The sequence below is a fragment of the Dryocola mayonis genome (assembly GCF_051307045.1).
Taxonomy (GTDB): domain Bacteria; phylum Pseudomonadota; class Gammaproteobacteria; order Enterobacterales; family Enterobacteriaceae; genus Dryocola.
This window is the reverse complement of record NZ_CP150452.1, coordinates 3,922,160-3,948,915: the sequence shown is the minus strand read 5'-3', so window position 1 is coordinate 3,948,915 and position 26,756 is coordinate 3,922,160. Positions and strand designations below refer to the sequence as shown.

Annotated in this window: 20 protein-coding genes and 5 pseudogenes; 20 read left to right on the top strand and 5 right to left on the bottom strand. The window is 55.5% G+C overall.

Annotation, left to right across the window (positions count from 1 at the left end):
- The first annotated feature begins 289 nt into the window (after positions 1-289).
- From pgi to psiE, 6 genes and pseudogenes are all read left to right on the top strand, one after another.
- Positions 290-1,940 (top strand): annotated as a pseudogene (pgi, locus tag WLO32_RS19095) (glucose-6-phosphate isomerase).
- Positions 1,941-2,310: 370 nt separating this feature from the next.
- Positions 2,311-2,556 (top strand): exopolysaccharide production protein YjbE, encoded by a 246-nt coding sequence (gene yjbE / locus WLO32_RS19090; RefSeq protein ID WP_121266729.1) that lies wholly within the window; start codon positions 2,311-2,313, stop codon positions 2,554-2,556.
- A 63-nt stretch (positions 2,557-2,619) separates the two neighbouring features.
- Positions 2,620-3,259 (top strand): annotated as a pseudogene (locus tag WLO32_RS19085) (YjbF family lipoprotein).
- Positions 3,256-3,990, top strand: a complete 735-nt coding sequence (locus WLO32_RS19080; protein WP_435946557.1) for a capsule biosynthesis GfcC D2 domain-containing protein — start codon at positions 3,256-3,258, stop codon at positions 3,988-3,990. The pseudogene WLO32_RS19085 and the gene WLO32_RS19080 overlap by 4 nt, the downstream one beginning before the upstream one ends.
- Positions 3,990-6,087 (top strand): annotated as a pseudogene (locus WLO32_RS19075) (YjbH domain-containing protein). Before WLO32_RS19080 ends, WLO32_RS19075 begins: the two are co-directional and overlap by 1 nt.
- A 155-nt stretch (positions 6,088-6,242) precedes the next feature.
- Entirely contained in the window at positions 6,243-6,650 is a 408-nt protein-coding gene (psiE, locus tag WLO32_RS19070; protein WP_167614355.1) for a phosphate-starvation-inducible protein PsiE, read from the top strand.
- Positions 6,651-6,759: 109 nt separating this feature from the next.
- Here psiE and malG read toward each other — a convergent pair whose 3' ends face one another.
- The 3 genes and pseudogenes from malG to malE all read right to left on the bottom strand — a co-directional run bounded on the left by malG (position 6,760) and on the right by malE (position 10,503).
- A complete protein-coding gene (gene malG, locus WLO32_RS19065; protein WP_435946556.1) occupies positions 6,760-7,650 on the bottom strand; it encodes a maltose ABC transporter permease MalG in 891 nt (296 codons plus the stop codon).
- Between the two features lie 11 nt (positions 7,651-7,661).
- Positions 7,662-9,207: pseudogene (gene malF, locus WLO32_RS19060) on the bottom strand (maltose ABC transporter permease MalF).
- Between the two features lie 105 nt (positions 9,208-9,312).
- Positions 9,313-10,503 (bottom strand): maltose/maltodextrin ABC transporter substrate-binding protein MalE, encoded by a 1,191-nt coding sequence (malE, locus tag WLO32_RS19055; protein ID WP_435946554.1) that lies wholly within the window; start codon positions 10,501-10,503, stop codon positions 9,313-9,315.
- A gap of 398 nt (positions 10,504-10,901) precedes the next feature.
- Between malE and malK the strand changes: the two genes are divergently transcribed.
- The 5 genes from malK to ubiA all read left to right on the top strand — a co-directional run bounded on the left by malK (position 10,902) and on the right by ubiA (position 16,010).
- On the top strand, positions 10,902-12,011 hold the full coding sequence (malK, locus tag WLO32_RS19050; RefSeq protein WP_435946552.1) for a maltose/maltodextrin ABC transporter ATP-binding protein MalK: 1,110 nt from the start codon (positions 10,902-10,904) through the stop codon (positions 12,009-12,011).
- 42 nt (positions 12,012-12,053) lie between these two features.
- Entirely contained in the window at positions 12,054-13,373 is a 1,320-nt protein-coding gene (locus WLO32_RS19045) for a maltoporin (RefSeq protein WP_435948343.1), read from the top strand.
- 142 nt (positions 13,374-13,515) lie between these two features.
- The gene (gene malM / locus WLO32_RS19040) at positions 13,516-14,466 is read left to right on the top strand and encodes a maltose operon protein MalM (RefSeq protein ID WP_435946551.1); all 951 of its coding nucleotides are present in this window, start codon (positions 13,516-13,518) and stop codon (positions 14,464-14,466) included.
- Positions 14,467-14,628: 162 nt separating this feature from the next.
- Positions 14,629-15,138, top strand: coding sequence for a chorismate lyase (gene ubiC, locus WLO32_RS19035; RefSeq protein ID WP_435946549.1), 510 nt, complete (start codon positions 14,629-14,631; stop codon positions 15,136-15,138).
- A complete protein-coding gene (gene ubiA / locus WLO32_RS19030; RefSeq protein ID WP_435946548.1) occupies positions 15,138-16,010 on the top strand; it encodes a 4-hydroxybenzoate octaprenyltransferase in 873 nt (290 codons plus the stop codon). Before ubiC ends, ubiA begins: the two co-directional genes overlap by 1 nt.
- A gap of 41 nt (positions 16,011-16,051) precedes the next feature.
- Here the strand turns inward: ubiA and plsB are convergent, their stop codons facing one another.
- Positions 16,052-18,490 (bottom strand): glycerol-3-phosphate 1-O-acyltransferase PlsB, encoded by a 2,439-nt coding sequence (plsB, locus tag WLO32_RS19025; RefSeq protein ID WP_435946547.1) that lies wholly within the window; start codon positions 18,488-18,490, stop codon positions 16,052-16,054.
- A gap of 184 nt (positions 18,491-18,674) precedes the next feature.
- Here plsB and WLO32_RS19020 point away from each other — a divergent pair, with 184 nt between their 5' ends.
- The 4 genes from WLO32_RS19020 (at position 18,675) to WLO32_RS19005 (ending at position 21,648) form a co-directional block, all read left to right on the top strand.
- Positions 18,675-19,043 (top strand): diacylglycerol kinase, encoded by a 369-nt coding sequence (locus WLO32_RS19020; RefSeq protein ID WP_435946545.1) that lies wholly within the window; start codon positions 18,675-18,677, stop codon positions 19,041-19,043.
- A 119-nt stretch (positions 19,044-19,162) separates the two neighbouring features.
- Positions 19,163-19,771 carry a transcriptional repressor LexA gene (gene lexA, locus WLO32_RS19015; protein WP_435946544.1) on the top strand — a complete coding sequence of 203 codons (609 nt, stop codon included), beginning with the start codon at positions 19,163-19,165 and terminating at the stop codon, positions 19,769-19,771.
- Positions 19,772-19,865: 94 nt separating this feature from the next.
- Entirely contained in the window at positions 19,866-21,200 is a 1,335-nt protein-coding gene (gene dinF / locus WLO32_RS19010; protein WP_435946543.1) for an MATE family efflux transporter DinF, read from the top strand.
- 238 nt (positions 21,201-21,438) lie between these two features.
- Positions 21,439-21,648 (top strand): CsbD family protein, encoded by a 210-nt coding sequence (locus tag WLO32_RS19005; protein WP_271123670.1) that lies wholly within the window; start codon positions 21,439-21,441, stop codon positions 21,646-21,648.
- A 70-nt stretch (positions 21,649-21,718) separates the two neighbouring features.
- On the opposite strand, the pseudogene zur reads toward WLO32_RS19005, so the two are convergent.
- Positions 21,719-22,238, bottom strand: a pseudogene (zur, locus tag WLO32_RS19000) (zinc uptake transcriptional repressor Zur).
- Between the two features lie 111 nt (positions 22,239-22,349).
- Between zur and WLO32_RS18995 the strand changes: the two are divergent.
- The 5 genes from WLO32_RS18995 to dusA all read left to right on the top strand — a co-directional run bounded on the left by WLO32_RS18995 (position 22,350) and on the right by dusA (position 26,593).
- Positions 22,350-22,853: a cupin domain-containing protein gene (locus WLO32_RS18995; protein ID WP_435946541.1), complete on the top strand. Its 504-nt coding sequence runs from the start codon at positions 22,350-22,352 to the stop codon at positions 22,851-22,853.
- A 172-nt stretch (positions 22,854-23,025) separates the two neighbouring features.
- Positions 23,026-24,333 carry a conjugal transfer protein TraF gene (traF, locus tag WLO32_RS18990; protein WP_435946540.1) on the top strand — a complete coding sequence of 436 codons (1,308 nt, stop codon included), beginning with the start codon at positions 23,026-23,028 and terminating at the stop codon, positions 24,331-24,333.
- A 168-nt stretch (positions 24,334-24,501) separates the two neighbouring features.
- Positions 24,502-25,020 carry a type IV secretion protein Rhs gene (locus tag WLO32_RS18985; RefSeq protein WP_435946538.1) on the top strand — a complete coding sequence of 173 codons (519 nt, stop codon included), beginning with the start codon at positions 24,502-24,504 and terminating at the stop codon, positions 25,018-25,020.
- Positions 25,017-25,370 carry a putative T6SS immunity periplasmic lipoprotein gene (locus WLO32_RS18980; protein ID WP_435946536.1) on the top strand — a complete coding sequence of 118 codons (354 nt, stop codon included), beginning with the start codon at positions 25,017-25,019 and terminating at the stop codon, positions 25,368-25,370. Before WLO32_RS18985 ends, WLO32_RS18980 begins: the two co-directional genes overlap by 4 nt.
- 224 nt (positions 25,371-25,594) lie before the next feature.
- On the top strand, positions 25,595-26,593 hold the full coding sequence (gene dusA, locus WLO32_RS18975) for a tRNA dihydrouridine(20/20a) synthase DusA (protein WP_435946534.1): 999 nt from the start codon (positions 25,595-25,597) through the stop codon (positions 26,591-26,593).
- The last annotated feature ends 163 nt before the right edge of the window (positions 26,594-26,756 follow it).

Genomic DNA, 26,756 nt, shown 5'->3' with positions numbered 1-26,756 from the left:
GGAATAAAAAATAGCGACCATGGCACAAAGGCAGGATGAACAACCGGACCAGGCGCAACTACCGCCCCCATAAATAAGAGCTGCGCGGGGTGCTGTCAACGCCGGGATTATGCGGATTTTTCATACGCCGCGGGTAAACAGTAACAGGACTTATAATCGCGTCTATTTTTGCCGTTTTTCCAGCAGATTTAGCTCTGTGCGCGACGCCGACACAAAAATCATCACAAATACCGTTTTGTGGATATACAATTGTCCGCAGTCACAGTTCTCAAATCAAAAGGGTAACGCTATGAAAAATATCAACCCAACGCAGACCGCTGCATGGCAGGCCTTACAGGCGCATTTTGACGAAATGAAAGACGTCACCATCGGCGAACTTTTCGCGCAGGATGCCGATCGCTTTAGCAAATTCTCCGCCACGTTCGACGACCTGATGCTGGTGGACTACTCCAAAAACCGCATTACCGCAGACACCCTCGCTAAGCTGCAGGCGCTGGCGAAAGAGACCGATCTGCAGGGCGCCATCAAGTCGATGTTCAACGGTGAGAAAATCAACCGTACCGAAGACCGCGCCGTGCTGCACGTTGCGCTGCGTAACCGTAGCAATACCCCAATCGTGGTTGACGGCAAAGATGTCATGCCGGAAGTGAACGCCGTGCTTGAGAAGATGAAAACCTTCTCTGAAAGCATTATCAGCGGCAGCTGGAAAGGCTACACCGGCAAAGCCATTACCGACGTGGTGAACATCGGTATCGGCGGCTCTGACCTTGGCCCGTTCATGGTGACCGAAGCGCTGCGTCCTTATAAAAACCATCTCAATATGCACTTTGTTTCTAACGTCGACGGCACCCACATCGCCGAAGTGCTGAAAAATGTCGATCCGGAAACCACGCTGTTCCTGGTTGCGTCCAAAACCTTCACCACCCAGGAAACCATGACCAACGCCCACAGCGCGCGCGACTGGTTCCTGGCAACCGCCGGCGACAACAAGCACGTGGCGAAACACTTCGCCGCGCTGTCCACCAACGCGAAGGCGGTCGGCGAGTTCGGCATCGACACCGCAAACATGTTCGAATTCTGGGACTGGGTGGGCGGCCGTTACTCCCTGTGGTCGGCGATTGGGCCTGTCCATCATTCTGTCCGTGGGCTATGACAACTTCGTCGAGCTGCTAAGCGGCGCGCACGCGATGGACAAACACTTCGCTTCTACCCCGGCGGAACAGAACCTGCCGGTGCTGCTGGCGCTTATCGGCATCTGGTATAACAATTTCTTCGGCGCCGAGACCGAAGCGATTCTGCCATACGACCAGTATATGCACCGTTTTGCCGCCTACTTCCAGCAGGGCAACATGGAGTCCAACGGCAAATACGTTGACCGTAACGGCAACGCGGTGGACTACCAGACCGGCCCAATCATCTGGGGCGAGCCGGGCACCAACGGCCAGCACGCGTTCTACCAGCTGATCCACCAGGGCACCAAAATGGTTCCTTGCGACTTCATCGCGCCGGCGACCACGCACAACCCGCTTTCCGACCACCATCCTAAGCTGCTGTCTAACTTCTTCGCGCAGACTGAAGCGCTGGCGTTCGGCAAGTCCCGCGATGTGGTTGAGCAGGAATATGCGGATCAGGGCAAAGATCCAAAAACGCTGGAGCACGTCGTGCCGTTCAAAGTGTTTGAAGGCAACCGCCCGACCAACTCCATTCTGCTGCGTGAAATCACCCCGTTCAGCCTGGGGGCGCTGATTGCGCTGTATGAGCACAAAATCTTCACGCAGGGCGCTATCCTCAATATCTTCACCTTTGACCAGTGGGGCGTTGAGCTGGGCAAACAGCTGGCAAACCGCATTCTGCCGGAGCTGGGCGACGATAAACAAATCAGCAGCCACGACAGCTCGACTAACGGCTTAATTAACCGTTATAAATCCTGGCGTGCGTAATAAGCTAAGCGCCTAAAGAAATAAGCCGGCCAGCGCGCCGGCTTATTTATGAGATTAATCCCCTTGCTGCCCTATATTCGTAATTTACGCCTGCTGAGGTTATTCCTAAAAACGCCCTTACCCCGATAGTTAATCAGGGTTATTTTCAGATTTATTAGATCATAGTTTTTATTTATATTGATCTTAACTTGCTGTTTTTAAATGCTTTGAATTTCATTAAATAATGGCTTGATGGTTATTTTTACCACTTATCTTAAAACTCCCTCTCTATTTCCCCATTGTCCTGATTGTCATCTCTCGTTGTGTATACTCGATCCCGCCTGAAACCCTTTCGGGCAAATCTCCATTCATTCAATGAAGGGAAATTGTTATGAAGAAAGTTATTTATGGCGCTTTAGCCATATTCACGCTGGCAGCGGCCGGCGCGGCGAGTGCCGACCCTGTTGCAGTGGGTGAGGCGGCCGGCGCGCAGGCAACGAGCGTGTCCGCAGGAAGTTCTACTGCGACCAGCGCCAGCACTGTCGGGTCAGCGGTGGGGGTAGCGTTAGCTGCAACCGGTGGTGGCGACGGTTCTAATACCGGGACTACCACGACCACGACGACCAGCACCCAGTAATTTCACCGGTGCTTTAATCCTAACCACACTTCGGTGTGGTTATTTAGCCTTCGGGGACACGTCGTGCAGCGACTCTCAATCCTTCTTGTTTGCCTGTTACTTCAGGCTTGTTCCGCCACCACCAAAAGCCTCGGCTCTTCGCTGTGGCACAGCATCGCGGGCGATGACGGCGTGCAGCTCACCGACGATGACATCCAGAATATGCGCTACGCCAGCCAGTACATGAGCATCAACAACGGCCCGCAGCTGTTTGTGGTGCTGGCCCTATGACGAAAACGGCCAGCAGAAGTGGGTTACCCAGGATCGGGCGACGATCGCCACCCGGAACGGACGCGTGGTGAAGACCGTCGGCCTTGGCGACAACCTCCAGCAGGTCACTAATCTTGCCGATGACCCGCTGGCGAAGGTGAACCAGATTCCCGACGGCGCAGGCTGGACGCGACAGATGGCCTGGACCGAACATCAGCAGGTGCGCATGGCCACCGCGCGGTCCACCTTCAGCTGGGACGGCAGCGACACGCTGAAAGTAGGCAGTAGCGTGACGCCGGTTCGCGTGCTCAACGAAGAGGTCACCGCAGCGGGGAAAAGCTGGAGCAACCGTTATTGGGTGGATAATGAAGGCCATATCCGTCAGTCAAAACAATATCTTGGCCCGGACTACTGGCCGATTACTACGGTTCTGTTGAAGGCGGCAAAAGAATGAAAATAAAAGCCCTCGCGCTGTTATTAACGCTTAGCAGCTCTTTTTTATACGCAGCAGGAAACGTGACCGTTTATTCCGGCAGCCGGCAGCCGCCGGAGAATTTCACCGGCGTCGAGCGCCTGGCGGATTTAGTCTCGCAGCCCTCGCTCAGCCAGGCATGGTGGCCGGGAGCCGTCATCAGCGAGCGGCAGGCTTCTGCGGCGGCTGAGCTGCAGCAGCAGAAATTATTATCAGGCCTGAGCGGCCTTGCCGCCCGGGAAGACGGCGACGATGCGGCGGCTATCAACAGCCTACGCCAGCAGCTGCAGGCCGTTAAAGTGACGGGGCGGCAGTTTGTCGATCTCGATCCTGACTGGGTGCGCGTGCGCCCGCGCGCCAACGTGCCTTTGCAGGGGGAGTACAGCCTGTGGGCCGGCCCACAGCCGACGACCATTACCCTGATGGGGCTGGTGAGTTCGCCGGGGGTAAAACCCTTCGTTGCCGGACGCAGCGTGGATGAATACCTGGAAGGGGTAAATACGCTCAGCGGCGCCGACCGCAGCTTCGCCTGGGTAGTTTATCCCGATGGCAAAACTGAAAAAGCGCCGGTTGCCTGGTGGAATAAGCGCCATGTGGAATTACTGCCGGGCAGCATTATCTTTGTCGGTTTTTCCGACCGCCTTTTCGATTCTGAATTCAATAAACTGAACCAGCAAATCCTTACTTCCCTGAGCCATCGGATACCGGATTGATGAAAAAAAAATATCTCTACAGCCTGCTGGCGCTGGCCGTTGCCTCCGCCTGCCATGCCGAAACTTTTCCGGCGCCCGTTGGCCCGTCGCAGTCTGACTTTGGTGGCGTAGGCCCTGCTGCAAACGCCGACCGCACGCATGGCGCCGACCGGGGAGTTCAGCGCGAACTATCGCGATAACGATCAGTACCGCTTTTACTCCGCCTCGATCCAGCTCTTTCCATGGCTTGAAACAACCCTGCGCTATACCGACGTGCGTACCAAAAAATACAGCCCGGTAGAGGCCTTTTCCGGCGACCAGACCTATAAAGATAAGGCTTTTGACCTGAAGGTGCGCCTGTGGGAAGAGGGCTATTATTTGCCGCAGGTGGCGGTTGGCACGCGGGACCTGGGCGGGACCGGCCTGTTTGACGGCGAGTACGTGGTGGCGAACAAAGCCTGGGGGCCGTTTGATTTCTCCCTCGGCATGGGCTGGGGCTATATGGGCACCAGCGGTAACGTGAAAAACCCGCTTTGCGAAGCCAGCAACAGCTTCTGCTATCGCGACAACAGCTACAGCCAGGCGGGCTCGTTCGACTTTGGCGGCATGTTCCACGGCCCGGCCTCGCTGTTTGGCGGCATCGAATATCAGACGCCATGGCAGCCGCTGCGCCTGAAGCTTGAGTATGAAGGCAATAATTACACCCAGGACTTTGCCGGCAGGCTCGAACAGCGCAGCAACTTTAACGTCGGCGCTATCTATCGCCTGACCGATTGGGCCGACGTTAACGTCAGCTATGAGCGCGGCAACACCTTTATGTTTGGCGTGACGCTACGCACCAACTTTAACGACCTGCGTCCGGGCTACAACGACAATCGTCGCCCGCAATACCAGCCGCATCCGCAGGACGAAATCCTGCAGCACAACGTTGTCGCCAACCAGCTTACGCTGTTGAAATACAACGCCGGCTTTGCGAATCCGAATATTCAGGTGAAAGGCGACACGATGTATGTGACCGGCGAACAGGTGAAATACCGTGATTCCCGTGAAGGCATCGAGCGCGCGAACCGCATCGTGATGAACGACCTGCCGGAGAATATCCGCACCATCCGCATCACCGAAACGCGGCTGAACATGCCGCAGGTCACCACGGAAACAGACGTCTCAAGCCTTCGTCGTCATCTGGAAGGCGAACCGCTGGGACACGAAACGCAGCTGGTGCAAAAGCGCGTTGAGCCGGTGGTGCCCCAGAAAACCGAGCAGGGCTATTACATCGATAAGTCCAGCGTGAACTTCTCCCTTAACCCGGTGCTGAACCAGTCCGTCGGCGGGCCGGAAAGCTTCTACATGTATCAGGTTGGGGTGATGGGGACCGCCGACTGGTGGGTTACCGATCACCTGCTGACCACCGGCAGCGTGTTCGCCAACCTCGCGAACAACTACGACAAGTTCAACTACACCAATCCGCCAAACGACTCGACCCTGCCGCGCGTGCGTACCCACGTTCGTGATTATGTTGAAAACGACGTTTACGTGAACAACCTGCAGGCCAACTACTTCCAGTATCTGGGCAACAGCTGGTACGGGCAGGTTTACGGCGGCTACCTGGAAACCATGTACGGCGGGGCGGGGGCGGAAGTGCTTTACCGTCCGGTGGACAGCAACTGGGCCATCGGGGCCAACGCGAACTACGTCAAACAGCGTGACTGGCGCAGCGCGCAGGACATGATGAAATTTACCGATTACAGCGCGCCAACGGGCCATCTGACGGGCTACTGGACGCCGCCGTTCGCCGATGACGTGCTGGTGAAGCTAAGCGTCGGCCAGTATCTGGCAAAAGATAAGGGCGGCACGCTGGAGATTTCCAAACGCTTCGACAGCGGCATCGTGGTGGGGACCTACGCCACCATTACCAACGTTTCCAAGCAGGAGTACGGGGAAGGGGACTTCACCAAAGGGTTCTACGTGAACGTGCCGCTGGACATTTTCACCTCTTCACCAACCCGCAGCCGCGCGCAGATCGGCTGGACGCCGCTTACGCGTGACGGCGGACAGATGCTGGGCCGCAAGTTCGATCTTTACAGCATGACCAGCGACCGAAGCCTGAATTTCCGCTAGTTCTGTCGGATGGCTCCGACCGGGTAAAGAAACCCGGTTGGAGCCTTCACGCTTAACCCTGCCGCGTGAGCGGCTTATATAAGTAAATAATCTGGATCCAGATCACATTTTCAACGTATAACAGCCTTTCGGGACCCCAACCTGAAGGTGCTGTTATGACGACTATCGCCCGCGTTGAGCTGATCTCCACCGTCTTACAGACGGTGCTGAATCTGGGCCTGCTGACCCTTGGCCTGATCCTCATCATCTTCCTTGGCAAAGAAACCCTGCACCTTGCCAACGTGCTGTTCACCCCCAGCGAGCAGGCCAGCAAATACCTGTTTATCGAGGGGCTGGTGGTTTACTTCCTCTACTTCGAATTTATCGCCCTGATCGTCAAATATTTCCAGTCCGGCTACCACTTCCCGCTGCGTTATTTTATTTACATCGGCATTACCGCCATCGTCCGGCTGATCATCATTGACCACAAGCAGCCGCTGGATGTGCTTATCTATTCCGGCGCGATTTTGCTGCTGGTGATCACCCTGTGGCTGTGCAACAGCAGCCGGCTGAAGCGGGAATAATCTGGGCGAAAAAAATGGCGGCCCGAAGGCCGCCGGAAATGATACGAGGTCAAGTTGAGGGTTGCAGTGGCATTACAGCAATGTGAAGCAAATTTTCAGGGATAAAACGTTAACCTTTTACGCCGCCGGCCGTCAGGCCGCTTACCAGCCAGCGCTGCGCCAGCAGGAAGACCACGGTAATCGGGATGGCGGACAGCACCGCCGCTGCGGCAAAGTCGCCCCACAGGTAGTTTTGCGGGTTGAGGTACTGCTGCATTCCTACGGCCAGGGTATAGCTGTTTACATCGCGCAATAACAGCGAGGCCACCGGCACTTCGGTAATCGCGGCGATAAACGACAGAATAAACACCACCGCCAGAATAGGTACGGAAAGCGGCAGCAGCACCAGACGGAAGGCCTGCCACGGCGTCGCGCCGTCCAGCGCCGCCGCTTCTTCAAGCGAGCCGTCGATGGTTTCGAAATAGCCTTTAATGGTCCACACGTGCAGAGCGATGCCGCCAAGATAGGCGAAGATTACCCCGCCGTGCGTGTTTAAACCGATAAAAGGAACGTACTGGCCGAGACGGTCAAACAACGCGTACAGCGCGACCAGCGACAGCACCGCCGGGAACATCTGGAAAATCAGCATGCCTTTGAGCAGCGTGGCTTTACCCGGGAAGCGCATGCGGGCGAAGGCGTAGGCGCAGGTCGTGGACAGCGCGACGATGCCGATTGCCGTAATCACCGCGATTTTAATTGAGTTCCACAGCCACAGCATGACCGGGAACGGCGGCGGCGTAACGCGCCCGTCGGCGTGTTCGACGCTAAAACCTAACGCCAGCTTCCAGTGCTCCCAGGAAACCTGGTCGGGAATGATGCTGCCGGTAGCGAAGTTGCCCGGACGCAGGGAAATGGCGATAACCATCAGCAGCGGGAACATGATCGCTGCGATAAACAGCAGCAACAGCAGATGCGTAGTAAACAGACGCAGCTTTTGAGATTTGGGTTGAACCATGGCCATGATATCGCTCCTTAATCAAACTTCATGCGGGTGGCTTTCAGGTTAACAATCGCAAGCGCACCGACCAGCAGGAAGATAAGCGTCGCGATAGCCGCGGCTAAGCCAAAGTCCTGGCCGCCGCCGCCTTCAAAGGCGATGCGGTAGGTGTAGCTCACCAGTAAATCCGTATAGCCGGCCGGCGTCGTGGTGCCCAGACGGTCAGGGCCGCCGTTGGTTAACAGCTGGATTAGCACGAAGTTGTTAAAGTTAAAGGCAAAACTTGCAATCATCAGCGGCGTCAGCGGCTTAATCAGCAGCGGCAGCGTGATTTTAAAGAAGTTCTGGAACGGGCCGGCGCCATCCATCGCCGAGGCTTCGTAAAGGTCGTCCGGAATCGCTTTGAGCAGGCCCATGCACAGAATCATCATGTACGGATAGCCCAGCCAGGTGTTGACGATGATAATCATCGAGCGCGCGGTGGTCGGGTCGCTAAACCAGGCCGGTTTAATGCCGAACAGCGCGCTGAGCATCATGTTGATTTCACCAAAGCTCTGGTTGAACAGGCCCTTGAAAATCAGGATGGAGATAAACGACGGCACCGCGTAAGGCAGAATCAGCAGCACGCGATAAATCGCTTTGCCCTTCAGGGATTCCCACTGCACCAGGCAGGGCCAGCACCATGCCTACCGCTACGGTCAGCACCACCGTTAACAGCGAGAAGATCACCGTCCAGACGAAAATAGCGAGGAACGGCTTCTGAATGCCTTCGTCATGGAAAACGCGCAGGAAGTTTTTCCAGCCGATGGTGACGGTATAGCCGGGGCTTAGCTGCTCGTTACCCCAGTTGCCGTCGGCGTTAACCGACTGATAAAAGCCAATGTCGTTGTTCGGACGGTATTTCACGCCGCTCTGATTGTTGGTCAACTCGCCGTTATCGCCCTTTGTATAGAGTGGACGGGTGCCGGAGAACTGGCGCAGCGAGCTCATAATTAAGGTGCTGGCGTCCGGCATTTCGGCGGTAATTTGCGTCAGCGCCAGGCGGTTTTGCGTAATCACGCGCAGATTGGCTTTTTCATCCGCAGGCAGCGCGTCGACCTCTTTAAGCTTCAGATGCTGCTCGCCGCCGAACCTGAATTTATCAGAGATAAAATTCTTGCCGCTTTCGCCGTCGGTAAGCGCCAGCAGCCATTCATCCCCCGCCGGATAAAGGCCGAAGTTAAAGGTTTTGCCCGCCTGATACTGGCGGTCCATCAGCACCTGCTGCGCGCGCTCCTGAGTGAGCTGGTTGGTGCTGCTGTAGTTGGTAAAAGCAATGGCGATGGTGCAGACAAGCGGGAACAGAACGAACAGCCCCATCCCGGCAAGGCCCGGATAAACATAACGCCAGGCGTAAGCCTTGCGGTTCGCATAAATATATAAGCCAATTGAGCTTAAAATCAGCGTCATAATGGCAAACAGGTACTCCCCCTGGGCGTACATTAAAACGACAAGATAGCCGACCAGCAGGGCTAATAGCCCGACCACCGCCCTTTTAAGCCACGCGTTTTGCCACCAGCGGCTCTTTTTAACTGCATCCATGGGGTCTTCCTCTACCTCTACAACGTCTTAAGCGGTGGATGGCGGGCCGGTTATCCGCCCTACGGGTTACGCAGGGCGGATAAGCTTGCGCCACCCGCCATTTTTTTACTTGGTAATACGTCCCTGAGCGTCTTTCATTGCGGCATCGACGGTCTGACGGCCGCTTACTGCGTTGATTACCGCAGTGCGCACCGCATACCAGAAGGAAGCCATTTGCGGAACGTTAGGCATAATTTCGCCTTTCTGGGCGTTTTGCATGGTGGCGGCAATACGCGGATCTTTTGCTAACTGATCCTGGAAGGATTTCAGCGCAACCGCACCCAGCGGCTTGTCTTTATTCACTTCGGACAGGCCCTGATCGGTCATCAGGTAGTTTTCCAGGAACTCTTTCGCCAGCTCCTTGTTCGGGCTGGCGGCGTTAATGCCCGCGCTTAGCACGCCAACGAACGGTTTGGACGGCTTGCCTTTAAAGGTTGGCAGCAGGGCTACGCCGTAGTTGATTTTGCTCTTATCGATGTTGGACCACGCCCACGGACCGTTGATGGTCATCGCGGTTTCGCCTTTGTTAAAGGCGGCTTCGGCGATGGAATAATCGGTATCGGCGTTCATGTGTTTGTTTTTGATAAGGTCAACCAGGAAGCTCAGGCCTTCTTTCGCGCCCTTGCTGTCCACGCCGACGTCTTTTACGTCATATTTGCCGTTTTCGAGCTTGAAGGCGTAGCCGCCGTCAGCGGCGATAAGCGGCCAGGTGAAGTACGGCTCTTGCAGGTTGAACATTAAAGCGCTCTTGCCTTTCGCTTTCAGCTCTTTATCCAGCGCCGGGATCTCTTCCCAGGTCTTCGGCGGATTTGGCACCAGATCTTTGTTGTAAATCAGCGAGAGCGCTTCAACCGCTACCGGATAAGCAATCAGCTTGCCGTTATAGCGAACCGCGTCCCAGGTAAACGGATAGAGTTTGTCCTGGAAAGATTTGTCCGGGGTGATTTCGGCCAGCAGGCCAGATTGCGCATAGCCACCAAAACGGTCATGGGCCCAGAAAATAATGTCCGGACCGTCGCCCGTCGCCGCGACCTGCGGGAATTTTTCTTCCAGCTTATCCGGATGCTCGATGGTCACTTTGATGCCGGTATCTTTTTCAAATTTCTTACCGACTTCAGCCAGGCCGTTATAGCCCTTGTCGCCGTTAATCCAGATGACCAGTTTACCTTCTTCAATTTTTGCCAGTGCAGAGGCGGAAAACATCATCGTCGTCAAAGCTGACAGGGCGAGAATGCGGGCGCCGGTTTTAATTTTCATGTGTCCCATCCTTTTGAGTGGTGGTTTGCGCGTAGATACAACAAGGTAGTGGCGTTACGGATGCCAGTCTGCGGAGATGACAAGCGCTTCTCATCCTCCCTCGCTCTACGCCCCACCCCTGTTATCTGTGATCTGCTTTGCATAACTGTCAGTTATGTGTCCTGGAGCACATAAAAGGTCACGGAATTTTGAAACCAGGATCACGAAAATCTCTTGCGGCGCCTGCAACCGGTTGCAGAATGCCTTCCCTCATCCTCCCGCCTCCTCCCCCATAAAAAAGCGTGGGGGCGGAGGATTTACGAAATGTATGAATCGTTCATAGTCCGACACATCTTGATTTACCTCTTTGTTGGCAGCACCACTCGGTTGGCAACATGTAGTCATAAAGGGAGAAGTGCATGGCAAGCGTACAGCTGCGGAACGTCACAAAAGCCTGGGGTGATGTGGTGGTATCGAAAGATATCAACCTGGATATCCAGGAAGGTGAGTTCGTGGTCTTTGTCGGGCCGTCAGGCTGCGGCAAATCCACCTTACTGCGTATGATTGCCGGCCTGGAAACCGTGACCAGTGGTGATTTGTTTATCGGCGGAAAGCGAATGAATGACGTGCCGCCTGCTGAACGCGGCATCGGGATGGTGTTCCAGTCTTACGCGCTCTACCCGCACCTGTCCGTGGCGGAAAACATGTCCTTCGGCCTGAAGCTGGCCGGCGCCAAAAAAGACGAAATTAGCCAGCGGGTCAATCAGGTTTCTGAAACCCTGCAGCTTGCGCACCTGCTTGACCGCCGTCCTAAAGCGCTTTCCGGCGGCCAGCGTCAGCGTGTCGCGATTGGCCGCACGCTGGTTGCTGAACCGCGAGTGTTTTTACTCGATGAACCACTTTCCAACCTCGATGCGGCGCTGCGCGTGCAGATGCGTATCGAGATCTCCCGTCTGCACAAGCGCCTTGGGCGCACCATGATTTACGTCACCCACGATCAGGTAGAAGCCATGACGCTCGCCGACAAGATTGTGGTGCTGGACGCAGGCCGTGTGGCGCAGGTAGGAAAACCGCTCGAACTTTATCACTACCCGGCAGATCGTTTCGTCGCGGGCTTTATCGGCTCGCCAAAGATGAACTTCCTGCCGGTAAAAGTGACTGCCACAGCAATCGATCAGGTCCAGGTTGAATTACCGAATCGCCAGCAGGTCTGGCTGCCGGTGGAAAGTAGTCAGGTCCAGGTGGGCGCCAATATGTCTCTTGGCATCCGTCCGGAGCATCTGCTGCCGAGCGATATCGCCGACGTCACGCTTGAAGGTGAAGTGCAGGTGGTAGAGCAGCTCGGTCACGAAACTCAGATTCACATCCAAATCCCCGCCATTCGTCAGAACCTGGTCTACCGCCAGAATGACGTGGTGTTGGTAAAAGAGGGTGCCACATTCGCTATTGGCCTGCCGCCAGAGCGTTGCCATCTGTTCCGTGAGGATGGCACCGCGTGTCGTCGGCTGCATCAAGAGCCAGGCGTTTAAGCACTCCCATAAAAAAGAAAAGCAATGATCTCAGGAGATAGAATAATGATTACTCTGCGCAAACTCCCACTGGCGGTTGCCGTAGCAGCAGGCGTTATGTCTGTTCAGGCACTGGCTGTGGATTTCCACGGTTATGCCCGTTCTGGTATCGGCTGGACCGGTAGCGGCGGCCCGCAGGAATGTTTCCAGGCAACCGGTGCTCAGTCTAAATATCGTCTGGGTAACGAGTGCGAAACCTATGCGGAAATTAAATTAGGTCAGGAAGTCTGGAAAGAAGGCGATAAGAGCTTCTACTTCGACTCCAACATTGCCTATAACTCTCCTCAGTTAAACGACTGGGAAGATACCAACACCCCGGCAATTCGTGAATTTAACGTCGTCGGTAAAAACCTGATTGACTCGCTGCCGGGCGCCAACATCTGGGCCGGTAAGCGCTTCTATCAGCGTCATGACGTTCACATGATCGACTTCTACTACTGGGATATCTCAGGTCCTGGTGCCGGTCTTGAAAACATTGACGTTGGCGCGGGTAAACTTTCCTTTGCCGCCACCCGTTCTGACGAATCCGGTGGTTCTTCAGCCTTTGGCGATCGCGATCCGGTAACCGGCGAGCGCACCTATAACAACGACGTACCAAACGACGTCTTCGACGTGCGTTGGGCCGGTCTGGAAACTAACCCGGGCGGCACGCTGGAACTGGGCGTTGACTACGGCCACACCAACATTCCTGACGACTACTACCTGCAGCCTGGCGCGTCTAAAGACGGCTGGATGGGTACTATCGAACATACCCAGAGCATGCTGAAAGGCTACAACAAGTTTGTTGTTCAGTACGCAACCGACTCCATGACCTCGCAGGGCAAAGGCCAGGCGCAAGGCGGCAGCGTAAACAACGACGGCCACATGATTCGCGTTATCGATCATGGCGCCGTTACCCTGGCCGACCGCTGGGATCTGATGTACGTCGGTATGTACCAGAACCTGGATATGGATGATAACCAGGGGACCGAATGGTACACCGTGGGCGTGCGTCCAATGTTCAAATGGACGCCAATCATGAGCACCCTGCTGGAAGTCGGTTACGACAACGTTAAGTCCCAGGAAACTGGCGATCGCAACGGCCAGTACAAAATTACCCTGGCACAACAATGGCAGGCAGGCGACAGCATCTGGTCCCGTCCGGCGCTGCGCGTCTTCGCAACCTACGCCAAGTGGGATGAGAAATGGGGCTATGCGAAAGACGGTAACGGCAACGCAACCCGCTTCGCAATCGCCGACTCTTCCGGTAACGGTAACTTCTCTACCAGCCGCGGCGACGACGATGAGTTCACCTTCGGCGCCCAGATGGAAATCTGGTGGTAATCACGCTCTGATCTGATGTGTTGAACATGAGGGGTTCGCTACCGAACCCCTCGTTATTACCCTTGTATGCCTAAATCCGTTTCAGGTGGAACGCGCTATTGCCTGGCTACCGTCCACCGTCTCCAGTTCGAGGTTTATAACAATGAAAATGAAAAAAAGTCTCCTCGCGCTCTGCTTATCCGCAGGGTTGCTCGCAGCAGTGCCCGGCATCAGCCTGGCTGACGTGAATATCGTGCCGCAGGACCTCAGCGCTGCGCCGGCCATTCCGGCCTCGACGCTCCAACAGCTGCAGTGGACGCCGGTCAGCCAGAATAAAGTTCATACCACAAACCTTGCGACCGGCGGACAGTCGGTGAACGCAGGTGAAATTACCGGCCCGGTGGCGGCTTATAGCGTTCCGGCTAATATTGGCGAACTGACGATTACCCTCACAAGCCAGGTCGAGCAAAATACGGTCTTCGCGCCGAACGTTTTAGTTCTCGATCAGAACCTCAAGCCGGCGGCGTACTTCCCCAGCAGCTTCTTCACCTACCAGGAGCCCGGCGTCATGTCGGATAACCGTCTGGAAGGAACATTTAAGCTAACGCCTGCGCTGGGACAGCAAAAACTCTATTTACTGGTCTTCACCACCAGTAAAGACACGCAACAGACCACCACGATGGTCGATCCAGCCAAGGCGTACGCCAAAGGAAACGGTAATGCGATCCCTGACATTCCCGATCCGATTGCCACCCATGGCACAACGGGCACGCTGAAACTGCGCGCTTCGACCTCGTCCGGCTCCAGCATTTTAGTCGGCCCGCTCTTTGGCTCTTCAGGTCCGGACCCGGTTACCGTGGGCAACACCGCCGCTCCGGCAACGGCCTATGCCGCTCCGGCACCGGCTGCTACCTACGCGGCGCCGGCCGCCGCGCCGGCCGAGAAAAGCGAACCTATTCTGAACGACACGGAAAGCTACTATAACCAGGCCATCAAGCAAGCCGTGGATAAAGGGGATGTCGATAAGGCCCTGAAACTGCTGAATGAAGCCGAGCGTCTGGGTTCTACCTCCGCCCGTAAAACTTTTATCAGCAGTGTAAAAGGCAAGGGGTGACAGTTTCCCCACAGTGCTGATGCTTGTAAGATTGGTGCGCCCTCGTGGTGCACCCTTTTTTTATTCACGCCCCGCTATGTTGCGCCATTGTTGCGCTTTGCCTGCCACGTTGTACCCATTCTGCGTTACAATGACCCTAAGTTATGTATCGGAGAATTCCCCATGCCTGAGGCGCTATCGCAACTGCGCGCCCTGAGTTTCTTCGCTGAAATCCCTGATGGGTTAAGCGCCGCTTTTCTCGACTGGCTTTTGCTTGAAGACTCAATGACGAAGCGCTTTGAACAGCACTGCTCGCGGGTCACGGTCGACATCCTACGCGAAGGCTTTGTGGCCGCTAACGAGCAGCTGCCCGAAGCTGAGCTGCTTCCCCCGGCGCAGCGCTACTGGTTACGTGAAATAGTGTTATGCGGCGACGGCGTGCCCTGGCTTGTCGGCCGCACCGTCGTGCCTGAAACCACGCTCGACGGCCCCGAGTTGGCTTTACAGAAGCTGGGAACCACGCCGCTTGGGCGCTACCTTTTTAGTTCGTCTACCCTGACACGCGATTTTATTCAGATTGGCCGCAGCGCGGAGCTGTGGGGGCGTCGTTCCCGCCTGAGACTGTCCGATAAGCCTTTGTTGCTCACGGAACTGTTTCTGCCCGCATCTCCGTTTTACGAAGAGGAAAAATAATGGAGTCGAGTCTGCCACAAGGAAAGTTCCAGGCGTATATGCGCCTGATGCGGCTGGATAAGCCTATCGGATCGCTTTTACTGCTCTGGCCGACGCTGTGGGCCCTGTGGCTGGCGACGCCCGGCGTGCCGCCGCTGAAGATTCTGGCGATATTTATCGCTGGCGTCTGGATGATGCGCGCCGCCGGCTGCGTGGTAAACGACTATGCCGATCGTAAATTCGACGGCCACGTAAAACGCACGGCCCACCGCCCTTTGCCAAGCGGAGCGGTAAACGAGAAAGAGGCCCGCGTTCTTTTTGTCCTGCTGGTGCTGCTCTCGTTCTTGCTGGTGCTGATGCTAAACACCATGACCATCCTGCTGTCGGTAGCGGCGCTTGCGCTGGCCTGGACGTATCCGTTTATGAAACGCTACACGCATCTGCCGCAGGTGGTGCTGGGCGCCGCGTTTGGCTGGTCCATTCCGATGGCGTTCGCGGCCGTAAGCGAAAGCGTGCCGCTAAGCTGCTGGCTGATGTTCCTTGCCAATATCTGCTGGGCGGTAGCCTATGACACCCAGTACGCCATGGTCGACAGGGATGACGACCTTAAGATCGGCATTAAATCCACCGCCATCCTCTTTGGCCGCTATGACAAGCTGATCATCGGTATTTTGCAGGTGGTGGTCATGGCGCTAATGGCGCTGATTGGCTGGTTGAACGGGCTGGGCGGGGCGTTTTATTGCGCCATCGGTCTTGCGGGCGCGCTGTTTATTTATCAACAAAGGCTGATCGCCGGCCGCGATCGCGACGCCTGCTTTAAAGCCTTCCTCAATAATAACTACGTTGGGCTGGTGCTGTTTATCGGCCTGGCATCAAGCTTAATGCGCTTTTGACGGCCATAAAAAAACAGGCGGGTTTCCCCGCCTGTTTTCTTTTACTCCACTGATTCCACCGCTATCTGCGTCGTCGCGCTTTCAATGGTCAGGCGCACGTCTGAGGTAATCAGATCCGCCAGCATCTGGTAGACCCTCATCGTCTCGGTTGGCTCTGCGTCACCGGTATCGCTGATATAGCCTTCATCGCGCAGCGTCAGCACCAGCGAGGTGAAGACCGCCTTGTCGAAGAACTCCGGCGCGTTGATGCCGTGCAGCATAGACAAACGCTGGGCCACGGTACGGCTCTCGCGTTCAAGCGTGCCGCGATTGATGGAGGGATTGGCGCTCAGCAGCCAGAAGGTGATGGCGTAACGCTGCAGCGTCTCGCGCACGCCCGCGGCCAAAAGCTGCAGGGTGCGGGAACGCGCTGGGTTAATCTGCACCTCTTCGCCGCTTACCGTCATCAGGCCCTGGCGCGCCATCTCGTTAATCAGCGCGTCGATTTCTGCGGCAAGCTCTTCTTTACCCCAGCGCAGGAACAGCTCCGCCTTCAGCATCGGATAAAGCACTTCCACCTGGCGCAGCAGTTCGGCGCGGTTGATATGGCGATGCTGGGTAATGATCGCCGCCAGCAGCGAAGGCAGCACCAGCATATGCATGATGTTGTTGCGGTAGTAGGTCATCAGCACGGCCTGCTCGCGCGGCAGGATGATGATGTCGCCGATGGTGTCTTTTTCCACTTCGAACTTATTCATCTGCAGCGCGTGCTCAATGAGCGCGTCTGCGTTCTGCTCCGGCGCGGTGGCATCCGGCGAATACGGCACATTGCGCAACAGGTTGAGATAACAGTCGAGCTGTTCCGTCAGCTGTTCGCGGGTCAGAGAACGCTGGCGCGAAGCCAGCAGCGCGGTGCAGCACAGGTTCATGGCGTTTGCCGCCCCTGCGTTGTTGATACGCACCATCAGCTCGGCGGCGATTTCATTCACCGTTGGCGTAAGCCACGCCGGACGCACGGCTTCGATGGGGTCGATAGCCTCGCGCCATTCCGGTACGCGCTGGTTAAGGAAGGTCATCAGCGGCATAGGTTCGCCGAAGTTAACATAGCCCTGTCCAAGGTTACGCAGCTTGCTTAAGCCCCGCAGCATCGACATAAAGCCTTCTTTCTCTTTAGTCGCCCCGCGCAGCTCTTTGGCGTAGGTGCCCACTTCCATTACGTGCTCGTAGCCGATGTAAATCGGCACCAGCGTAATCGGACGCGTGCCGCCGCGCAGCATCGCCTGGATAGTCATCGACAGCGTGCCGGTTTTTGGATCCAGCAAACGGCCGGTTCGCGAGCGTCCGCCTTCGACAAAATACTCCACGGAATAGCCGCGGCTGAACAGCTCGCCGAGGTACTCGCGGAATACGGTAGAGTAGAGCTTGCTGCCCTTAAAGGTGCGGCGAATAAAGAACGCGCCCAGGCGGCGGAAAATCGGGCCTGCCGGCCAGAAGTTCAGGTTAATGCCCGCGGCGATATGCGGCGGCACCAGCCCCTGGTGATACAGCACGTAGGACAGCAGCATGTAGTCCATATGGCTGCGGTGGCAGGGCACATAAACGATTTCATGGCCGTCGTGAGCCAGCTGGCGCACGCGTTCGGCGTTGTGCACGTTGATGCCCTGATACAGGCGGTTCCACGTCAGCCCCAGCACGCGATCCGTCAGACGAATAGCTTCGTAAGAGAAGTTCGCCGCAATCTCTTCCATTAGCGCAACGGCGTTCTGCTGGGCTTTTTCATGGGAGATTTTCTTGCTGCGCGCTTCGTCTTCCACGGCGCGGGCAATAGCCTTGGAGGCCAGAAGCTTGTTAAACAGATCCTGACGTACCGGCAGACGCGGGCCAATCGTGGCTAAACGCTGACGGGCAAAGTGCATACGCGCCACGCGGGCCAGTTTCTGCGCGATGCGCTTGTCGGTGCCGTGTTCGGTGGCCATTCTGCGCAAGGAGACGGGCGCGGAAAAACGCACGAAGCTGTCGCGGCCAAGCCAGGAAACCGCGAAGAATTTCTGTATGCCGTTCAGCATACGCAGCGGCGGGTTGATGTCGCCTTTTTCGCGTCCCGGAGAGCGGCCAAACATCACCGAAACCGGCACCATCTGCACATCCAGGTTTGGATTGCTGCGGTGCAGGTCGAGGTAGTCGTGGAAGAGTTTGATCGACTCTTCTTTCGGCGTGTAATAAGTGAAGACCCGCGGGCCGCTGTGGATAAAGACATAGCGCGGCAAAATCGCCCCGTCTATCTCCAGCGGTTCGAGCGGGTCGGGCAGATCGTGTGCAAGGCATTGCGCGCGCAGCGTCAACAGGTCCGCCTTAGAGTTATAAGGCAGAACGTACATAATAGGGCGTGTGGTATCCAGGCCCAGCTCGGCCTGCGGATCTGCCGGTATGGACTTGCTCTTTACCAGAACGCCTAATGGTAAATTAAGTAATTTGTAGTAAATTCTTGGCCAGCCTGACATAAACGATGTAAAGCCTCAGGTTAATAATGCAAATTCGCCGCAAGAATATCAGAAACTGCATAAGATTTCTGTGGCGTTGCGATTTTACCCATCATCCTTCAGATTGCCCGATCGCTGGCAGAAACGCGAAGGCTGCTGGGTGCTGATAAGCATTGACGCTTTTATTTTAAAAAGGTTTCCCGAAATGGCGAATAACACCGCTGGATTTACACGTATTATCAAAGCCGCCGGTTACTCCTGGAAAGGGCTGCGCGCCGCCTGGATTAACGAAGCCGCCTTCCGCCAGGAAGGCGTTGCCGCGGTTATCGCCATCGCCGTCGCCTGCGGGCTGGACGTTGACGCCATCACCCGCATTCTGCTTATCGGCTCCGTGGTGCTGGTCATGATTGTCGAAATTCTTAACAGCGCCATCGAAGCTTTGGTTGACCGCGTCGGTACGGATTACCACGAGCTTTCAGGCCGCGCGAAGGATATGGGCTCGGCCGCCGTGCTGATCGCCATTATCCTTGCCGTAGCCACCTGGGGCACGCTGCTGTGGCCACATTTGCGCTAATTTGCGAGAGCCATTCCGGATTATGATAAGTCCCTGGTTTTTTGCTCAATTTGTGGTTTCAAATTCACCTTTGACTGTATATACTCACAGCATAACTGTATAAACACCCAGGGGGCGGAATGAAAGCTTTAACTACCAGACAGCAAGAGGTGTTTGATCTTATTCGGGATCACATCAGCCAGACCGGCATGCCGCCGACGCGTGCCGAGATTGCTCAACGTCTGGGGTTCCGTTCTCCCAACGCTGCGGAAGAGCATCTCAAGGCGCTGGCCCGTAAAGGCGTTATCGAGATTGTTTCCGGCGCGTCCCGCGGCATTCGTCTTCTGGTTGAAGAAGAAACCGGTATTCCGCTGGTGGGCCGCGTAGCCGCCGGCGAGCCGCTGCTGGCGCAGCAGCATATCGAAGGCCATTATCAGGTTGACCCGTCGCTGTTTAAACCGAACGCGGACTTCCTGCTGCGCGTCAGCGGCATGTCCATGAAAGATATCGGTATTCTGGATGGCGATCTGCTGGCGGTGCATAAAACCCAGGACGTGCGTAACGGCCAGGTCGTGGTGGCGCGCATTGATGACGAGGTCACCGTAAAACGTCTGAAGCAGCAGGGCAACACCGTGCAGCTGCTGCCGGAAAACAGCGAGTTCGACCCTATCGTCGTCGATCTGCGCGAACAGAATTTCAGTATTGAAGGACTGGCCGTCGGCGTTATCCGCAACGGCGACTGGCTTTAATACCGCTTTAGCTTAGCGTCCCCGCATTTTGTGATGCGCGTTTGCCGCGCATCACCGTATTATCCCTCTTTCTTTTCTCGTCCCGGATTTCCCTATGCGTTTCTTCTCGACGACGGATAAAGCGCTCTGGCGCCTCGCGTTACCCATGATCTTCTCCAATATTACGGTTCCCCTGCTCGGGCTGGTGGATACCGCGGTTATTGGGCATCTGGACAGCCCCGTGTATCTCGGCGGCGTGGCGATTGGCGCAACGGCCACCAGCTTTCTCTTTATGCTGCTTCTGTTTTTACGCATGAGCACGACGGGCTTAACGGCTCAGGCTTTTGGGGCGAATAACCCCGCGGCGCTGGCCCGTGCTCTGGTACAGCCGTTACTGATGGCGCTGGCTGCCGGTATCGCCATTATCGTGCTGCGTTACCCGCTGATTACGCTTGCGCTAAATATCGTTGGCGGAAACGAGCAGGTGCTTGCGCAGGCGAGGCGTTTTCTTGAGATTCGCTGGCTGAGCGCGCCCGCCTCGCTGGCCAACCTCGCGCTGCTCGGCTGGCTGCTTGGCGTGCAGTATGCGCGCGCCCCCGTCATCCTGCTGATCGTCGGCAACGTGCTGAATATTTTGCTCGATCTGTGGCTGGTTATGGGCCTGCATATGAACGTGCAGGGCGCCGCGCTGGCAACGGCGATTGCGGAGTACGCTACCTTTATCATCGGCTTAATGATGGTGAAGAAAGTTCTGGTCATGCGGGGAATCGACTTCGCCATGCTGAAAAACGCCTGGCGCGGGAATATCCGCCGCCTGCTGGCGTTAAACAGAGACATTATGCTGCGTTCGCTGCTGCTGCAGCTCTGCTTTGCCTCGGTGACGATTTTCGGCGCTCGTTTGGGCAGCGAAGTGGTGGCGGTTAACGCCGTCTTAATGACGCTGCTGACCTTCACCGCCTATGCGCTGGATGGCTTTGCCTATGCCGTTGAGGCGCATTCGGGCCAGGCTTACGGCGCCCGTAACGGCAGCCAGCTGCTGGACGTCTGGCGGGCGGCCTGCCGCCAGGCCGGGCTGGTCGCGCTGGGCTTTGCGGTGGCGTATGCGCTGTTTGGCGAAAACATCGTCGCCATGCTGACCTCGCTGCCGGAGCTGCGGCAGCAGGCGGACCGCTATTTAGGCTGGCAGATTGTCCTGCCGGTGGTGGGCGTGTGGTGCTATTTGCTTGACGGCATGTTTATCGGCGCCACTCGCGGCGCCCAGATGCGTAACAGCATGGTCGTTGCCGCAGCGGGCTTCGGCCTGACGCTGCTGAGCGTGCCGTCTCTTGGCAATCACGGCCTGTGGCTTGCGGTAGCGGTGTTTCTTGCCCTGCGCGGGCTGGCCCTCGGCTGGATCTGGCGCCGCCACTGGCGACACGACACATGGTTCCAGGCGGAAAGTCATAGTTAGTTACAACTGTTGACGCGCCTTTAATCCCCGCTCAGCATGCTGATTTGCCGCTAGATTCTGCTGCAAATCAGCGTGTCCGGCGCGGTCTTAATGGTTCAATGTTCTTAATTGCCGCTCCGACGCCGGATTCTTGACTACAATTATTATCACGTCCAGCAGATAGTGAGTGACAGCCGCTGGCTTCACCCGGACGATATTAACTTTTAACGATTCTTCACCGAACGATAAGGAAAATATCATGAATAAAGACGAAATCGGCGGTAACTGGAAACAGTTCAAAGGTAATGTAAAAGAAAAATGGGGCAAGCTGACGGACGATGACATGACGGTCATTGAAGGTAAACGCGATCAGCTGGTTGGTAAGATCCAGGAACGTTATGGATCGAGTAAAGACGATGCGGAAAAGGAAGTTGTTGACTGGGAAACCCGTAACAATTACCGCTGGTAGCCCGCATAACCCTCAGTTGTGCTGACTTACAGGCTGCCCTGCCCATGGTACAAGGATGTACCGTCCTGCCTTAACGAACCTTCTTTTTAATCTGCACGGAATGATCGTGGTTGCTGCAACCTTCCTTATGGCGGCAGGCCTCCACTTCGGAACAGGCCCGCACACAAACCATGCGCTTCAATCACGTTATGACGTAACGCAAAGCCCATTTTTGCGGCCAGCTTATGCATAATGTCTTCCACGCCCTGCGCGACTTCTTCTTTCACCACGCCACAGCGCTCGCAGATAAACATCGCCGAAGAGTGCGTCGGCTGATCGATCAAATTGCACAGCACGTAGCTGTTAGCGGATTCCACGCGATGAACGAATCCCTGTTCCAGCAGGAAATCCAGCGCGCGATAGACGGTGGGCGGTTTAGCCTGCGGTTCGCTGACGCGCAGCAAATCTAACAGATCGTAAGCGCTGATGGCGCCGGTCTGTAATGTCATCAGACGCAGCACTTCCAGACGCTGGGGCGTCAGGCGCACATTGCGCTGCGCGCAAAGCTTTTCGGCCTGCGCTAACACGTGTTGTGAAGTCGTCGTATCCATTAGCATTCCTCGATCGATTAGCCTCTCACTTTATCATAAAAGCAGCAAAAACGCCGAATGCTGGTCCATACTGGCAGTGTTTTACCTTAAAAATTCCCCTTTGGAGCCGTCATGCAAAAACCAGACTGTATCCGCCACTGGCGCGAGCTAGAAGGCGCGGATGATTCCACCTATCCCGACAGTAACGAGCTGTTTGCTATCGGCGCGCCGCTTGCCCGCGGCCTTGGTTTGAATCGGCTCGGTATACACCATGAGCGCCTGCCGCCCGGGCGTCGCACCTCCTATCCGCATGCTGAAAGCAGCGAAGAAGAGTTTGTTTACGTGCTGGAAGGACACCCGCAGGTGTGGATCAACGGCCATCTCTATCCGCTGGAACCGGGCGAGAGCGTGGGGTTCCCGGCAGGGACGGGTATTTGCCATACCTTTATTAACAACACCGAACACGAGGTGCGCCTGCTTGTGGTTGGTGAGGCCAACAAGGATGAAAATCGTATCTATTATCCGATGAACTCCAGCTACGCCGCCACGCGTAAGGACCGCTGGATAGACCATCCGCCGCAATTTTTTGGCCCTCATGACGGACAGCCTTCACGAAAATCGCGGGGTAAACTATAAATAACTCTGCAAGGAAAGAATGAAACCACAACCCGTATGGATAGAAACGGGATTCCTATGGGTGAAACAACCCGTTTTTAAGCTCGTTATTCACAGCAATAGTCCGCCCCTGTTAAGTCTTAACTGGCAGGGGCTAGTTATTACATCTGATTAACAGACGGACGAGCGGTAAATGAAAAAAATTAAATCTCTGGTGGCGCTTAGCGCCGCTTCTTTGTTTGTGGCAAATCACGCCGGCGCGGCTGGTACATGGGCGGAAGCACGTAGCGATGCGATGGGCGGAACCGGGGTGGCTTCCGCCAGTTACGGAAGCGGGGCGTTAATTAACCCCGCTTTGCTGGCAAAGGCGCAGGAAGAAGACAGGGTGACGGTCATTCTGCCATCCGTGGGCGCGCAGATTACCGATAAGGACAATCTGCAGGATCAAATCGACGATATCAGCGATAAGGTTGATCGCTACGAAGATGTGATTGATGACCTGACCCTGCAGGATATTATTACCAACCCCGTCGGTACTTTAAACCAGTTCCAGGGCGCGGCGGGTGATTTAGCGGGCGAGCTGGAAAGCCTACGCGGGAAAACGGCGAAGGCTAAAGCGGCGGCAGGGATTGCGGTAAGCATTCCAAACGACGTGCTGTCCGTGGCTTTTGTCACCAAAGCCTACGCGCGAGCGCGCGTCAGCTCGTCTATCGATCAGCGGGATATTGATTATCTGCGCGGTATCGAAGGTTCCGACGCGATTGCCGGCGCCGTCGCCATAGACGCCGCGGTAAATGGCTCGGATGTCATTACGCGCAACCTTAACTCCACTGCGTCCGGCCGCGCGGCTATCGTGTCCGATTATGGTATCGCGATGGCAAAGCAGTTTGATTTCGGCGGCGTGCCGGTTTCCGTTGGCGTGACGCCAAAGCTGCAAAAAACCTGGCTGTATAACTACACCACCTCCATTTATTCCTACGACAGCGGCGACTGGAACAGCAGCCGTTATCGCAATGATGACACCGGCTTCAACGTCGATGCTGGCCTGGCGGCAGACTTAGGCGAACACTGGACGCTGGGATTAACCGGCCAGAACCTGGTGTCGCGCGATATTGATACTAAAGATATCCGCATCACGAACGGGCGGACCGGCGAGACGCGCAGCTATAAGGACACCTTCCAGATTCGCCCATTGGTTACCGCGGGCGCGGCCTGGCATAACGATCTTGTGACCCTGAGCGCCGACGGCGATCTTACTGAAACCAAAGGTTTTAAAAGCGAAGAAAACTCGCAGTACGTTGGCGTAGGGGCAGAAGTACGTCCGCTTTCCTGGCTTGCCGTGCGTGCCGGCTATCGCGCCGATGTTAAGGGCAACGACAGCAACGTCTTCACGGGCGGCGTTGGCTTTGCGCCGTTTAACCGCGTTCACGTCGATTTAATGGGGCTGTACGGAGAAGACGAAACCTGGGGGGCTGGCGCGCAGCTTAGCGTCACCTTCTGATTAATATTGCGCCGGGACGAGCAGGCGTCCCGGCGCGGCTTTTGATTAGATTGTCAGGCGGGCACTTTTCTGAAAGTTCATTTATCAGGCCACCACTTTTGGACGTAAAGTAACCAGAAGTGATAGAAGGTTGATGGGAACAATGAAACTTTATGGGAAGGAGTCCGGATGCTTAAAAGAGGCGGTTTGCGATTATTGACCTTCGGTGAAACCAGTCTGGCGCAAGAGCTTTATGGCCACACCATTCAGTATAATAAGGTGTGGATACATCATGGCAGCTACTTACCCTTCGGTATGCAGGAAAACAATACCGCAATGACGCCGAATGGAGAAATATGGTTTGAAACGAATGTTTATCAGCAAGATTATTCGCTAAGCACGATTGAATATAAGCATTTATTTTTGCATGAAATGATGCATGTCTGGCAGCATCAACGAGGCATGAATGTAAAAATGCGAGGTTTGTTTTCCTGGGCGAGGAACTATCACTATGATCTGGGCAGGAGGCAGCTTTCTCATTACCCCATGGAGCAGCAGGCTTGTATCGTGGCCGACTACTGGTTACTTATAAAATATGGCTTCAGATATAACGAAGGTTTAATATTTTATAAAAAATATCGTCCGCAAGATTCTGTGCAAGATCTTATAAGGAAATATAAAAAGATTCTCGAAGGATTCCCTCAATGATTAGATGCTTCTGTTTATTACTTTTATTTATTCAGCTATCCGGATGTGAAGGCGATCGTCTGACATTTCGTAACGGAGGTGATGCGGATGTGGGTAATAATTTAATTTGTATCAAATCCACAGCTGGCGATACTCTGAGTTATTATAATTTAAGCTCATCGTTTAATGATTACAGAGAACCACTGGTAGCAGAATCAAATATAGTGAAGAAATTCCCCGACACCTGTATGAAAGTGCGTTTAAGATCTGGCGAAAATTACACTTTACTCTACGAGCTGAATGAAAAGAAATATCGTTTCGAGTTCAGGATTGATGAAGGCGGCAACGTAATAAATACCACCAGGGTATAACGATCGTGATTTCTGCTCTCGACGCCTCTTTTTGAAGAGGCGTTTCTTTTTTTACCGCGTACACGTTGATTTAATGAAGCTTTACGGAGAAGACGAAACCTGGCGCGCAGCTTAGCGTCACCTTCTGATTAATATTGCGCCGGGACGAGCAGGCGTCCCGGCGCGGCTTTATGCTATAGTGGCGACCCTTTTTTAACCGTAACCTGCGTAAACGTTCAGTGACTATGTCTTCACAAAGCAATCAGACTCCTTTCCAGCCGTACCGTTTCTCCATCGCGCCGATGCTCGACTGGACCGACAGGCACTGCCGCTATTTTCTGCGTCAGCTCTCGCGTAACATGCTGCTGTACACCGAAATGGTGACCACCGGGGCGATTATTCACGGTAAAGGAGACTATCTGGCTTACAGCGAGGAGGAGCATCCTGTCGCGCTGCAGCTGGGCGGCAGCGATCCGCAGGCGCTGGCGCAGTGCGCAAAACTGGCCGAAGCCCGCGGCTATGACGAAATCAACCTGAACGTAGGCTGCCCCTCCGACCGCGTGCAAAACGGCATGTTCGGCGCATGCCTGATGGCCGAGGCGCAGCGCGTCGCGGACTGCATCAAGGCGTTGCGCGACGTGGTGTCCATCCCGGTGACGGTCAAAACCCGTATCGGCATTGATGAGCAGGACAGCTACGAATTCCTGTGTGATTTTATCGGCACCGTGGCCGGCAAGGGCGAGTGCGAGATGTTTATCATCCACGCGCGCAAAGCCTGGCTTTCCGGCCTCAGCCCAAAAGAGAACCGCGAAATTCCGCCTCTGGACTATCCGCGCGTCTACCAGCTCAAGCGTGATTTCCCGCACCTCACCATGGCCATTAACGGCGGCGTGAAGACGCTTGCGGAGGCCAAAACGCATCTCGAGCATCTGGACGGCGTTATGGTTGGGCGCGAGGCGTATCAGAATCCCGGGCTGTTAGCCGCGGTCGATCGCGAGATTTTTGGTTGCGACGTTGAGGACGCCGATGCCGTTGCCGTGGTGCGCAGCATGTACCCATACATCGAGCGGGAGCTGGCAAACGGCGCTTATCTCGGCCACATCACGCGTCATATGCTCGGCCTGTTCCAGGGCATTCCCGGGGCGCGCCAGTGGCGTCGTTATCTGAGTGAAAACGCGCATAAAGCCGGGGCGGGAATTGCGGTTGTGGAGCACGCTTTATCGCTGGTCGCGGACAGGCGCTAATTTTGCAGCGCAATAACCGTAAGGATTGCTAAGGTATTGCGGAGTTGATCACAACCTCGCATCTTTATGGCTCACTTTCCCGTCGCCGCCGTATCTATTGTTTTGTAAATCTGACAATATTACCGCGCTGTAGTAAAAGAATTCATCGCAGCTGTACCCTACA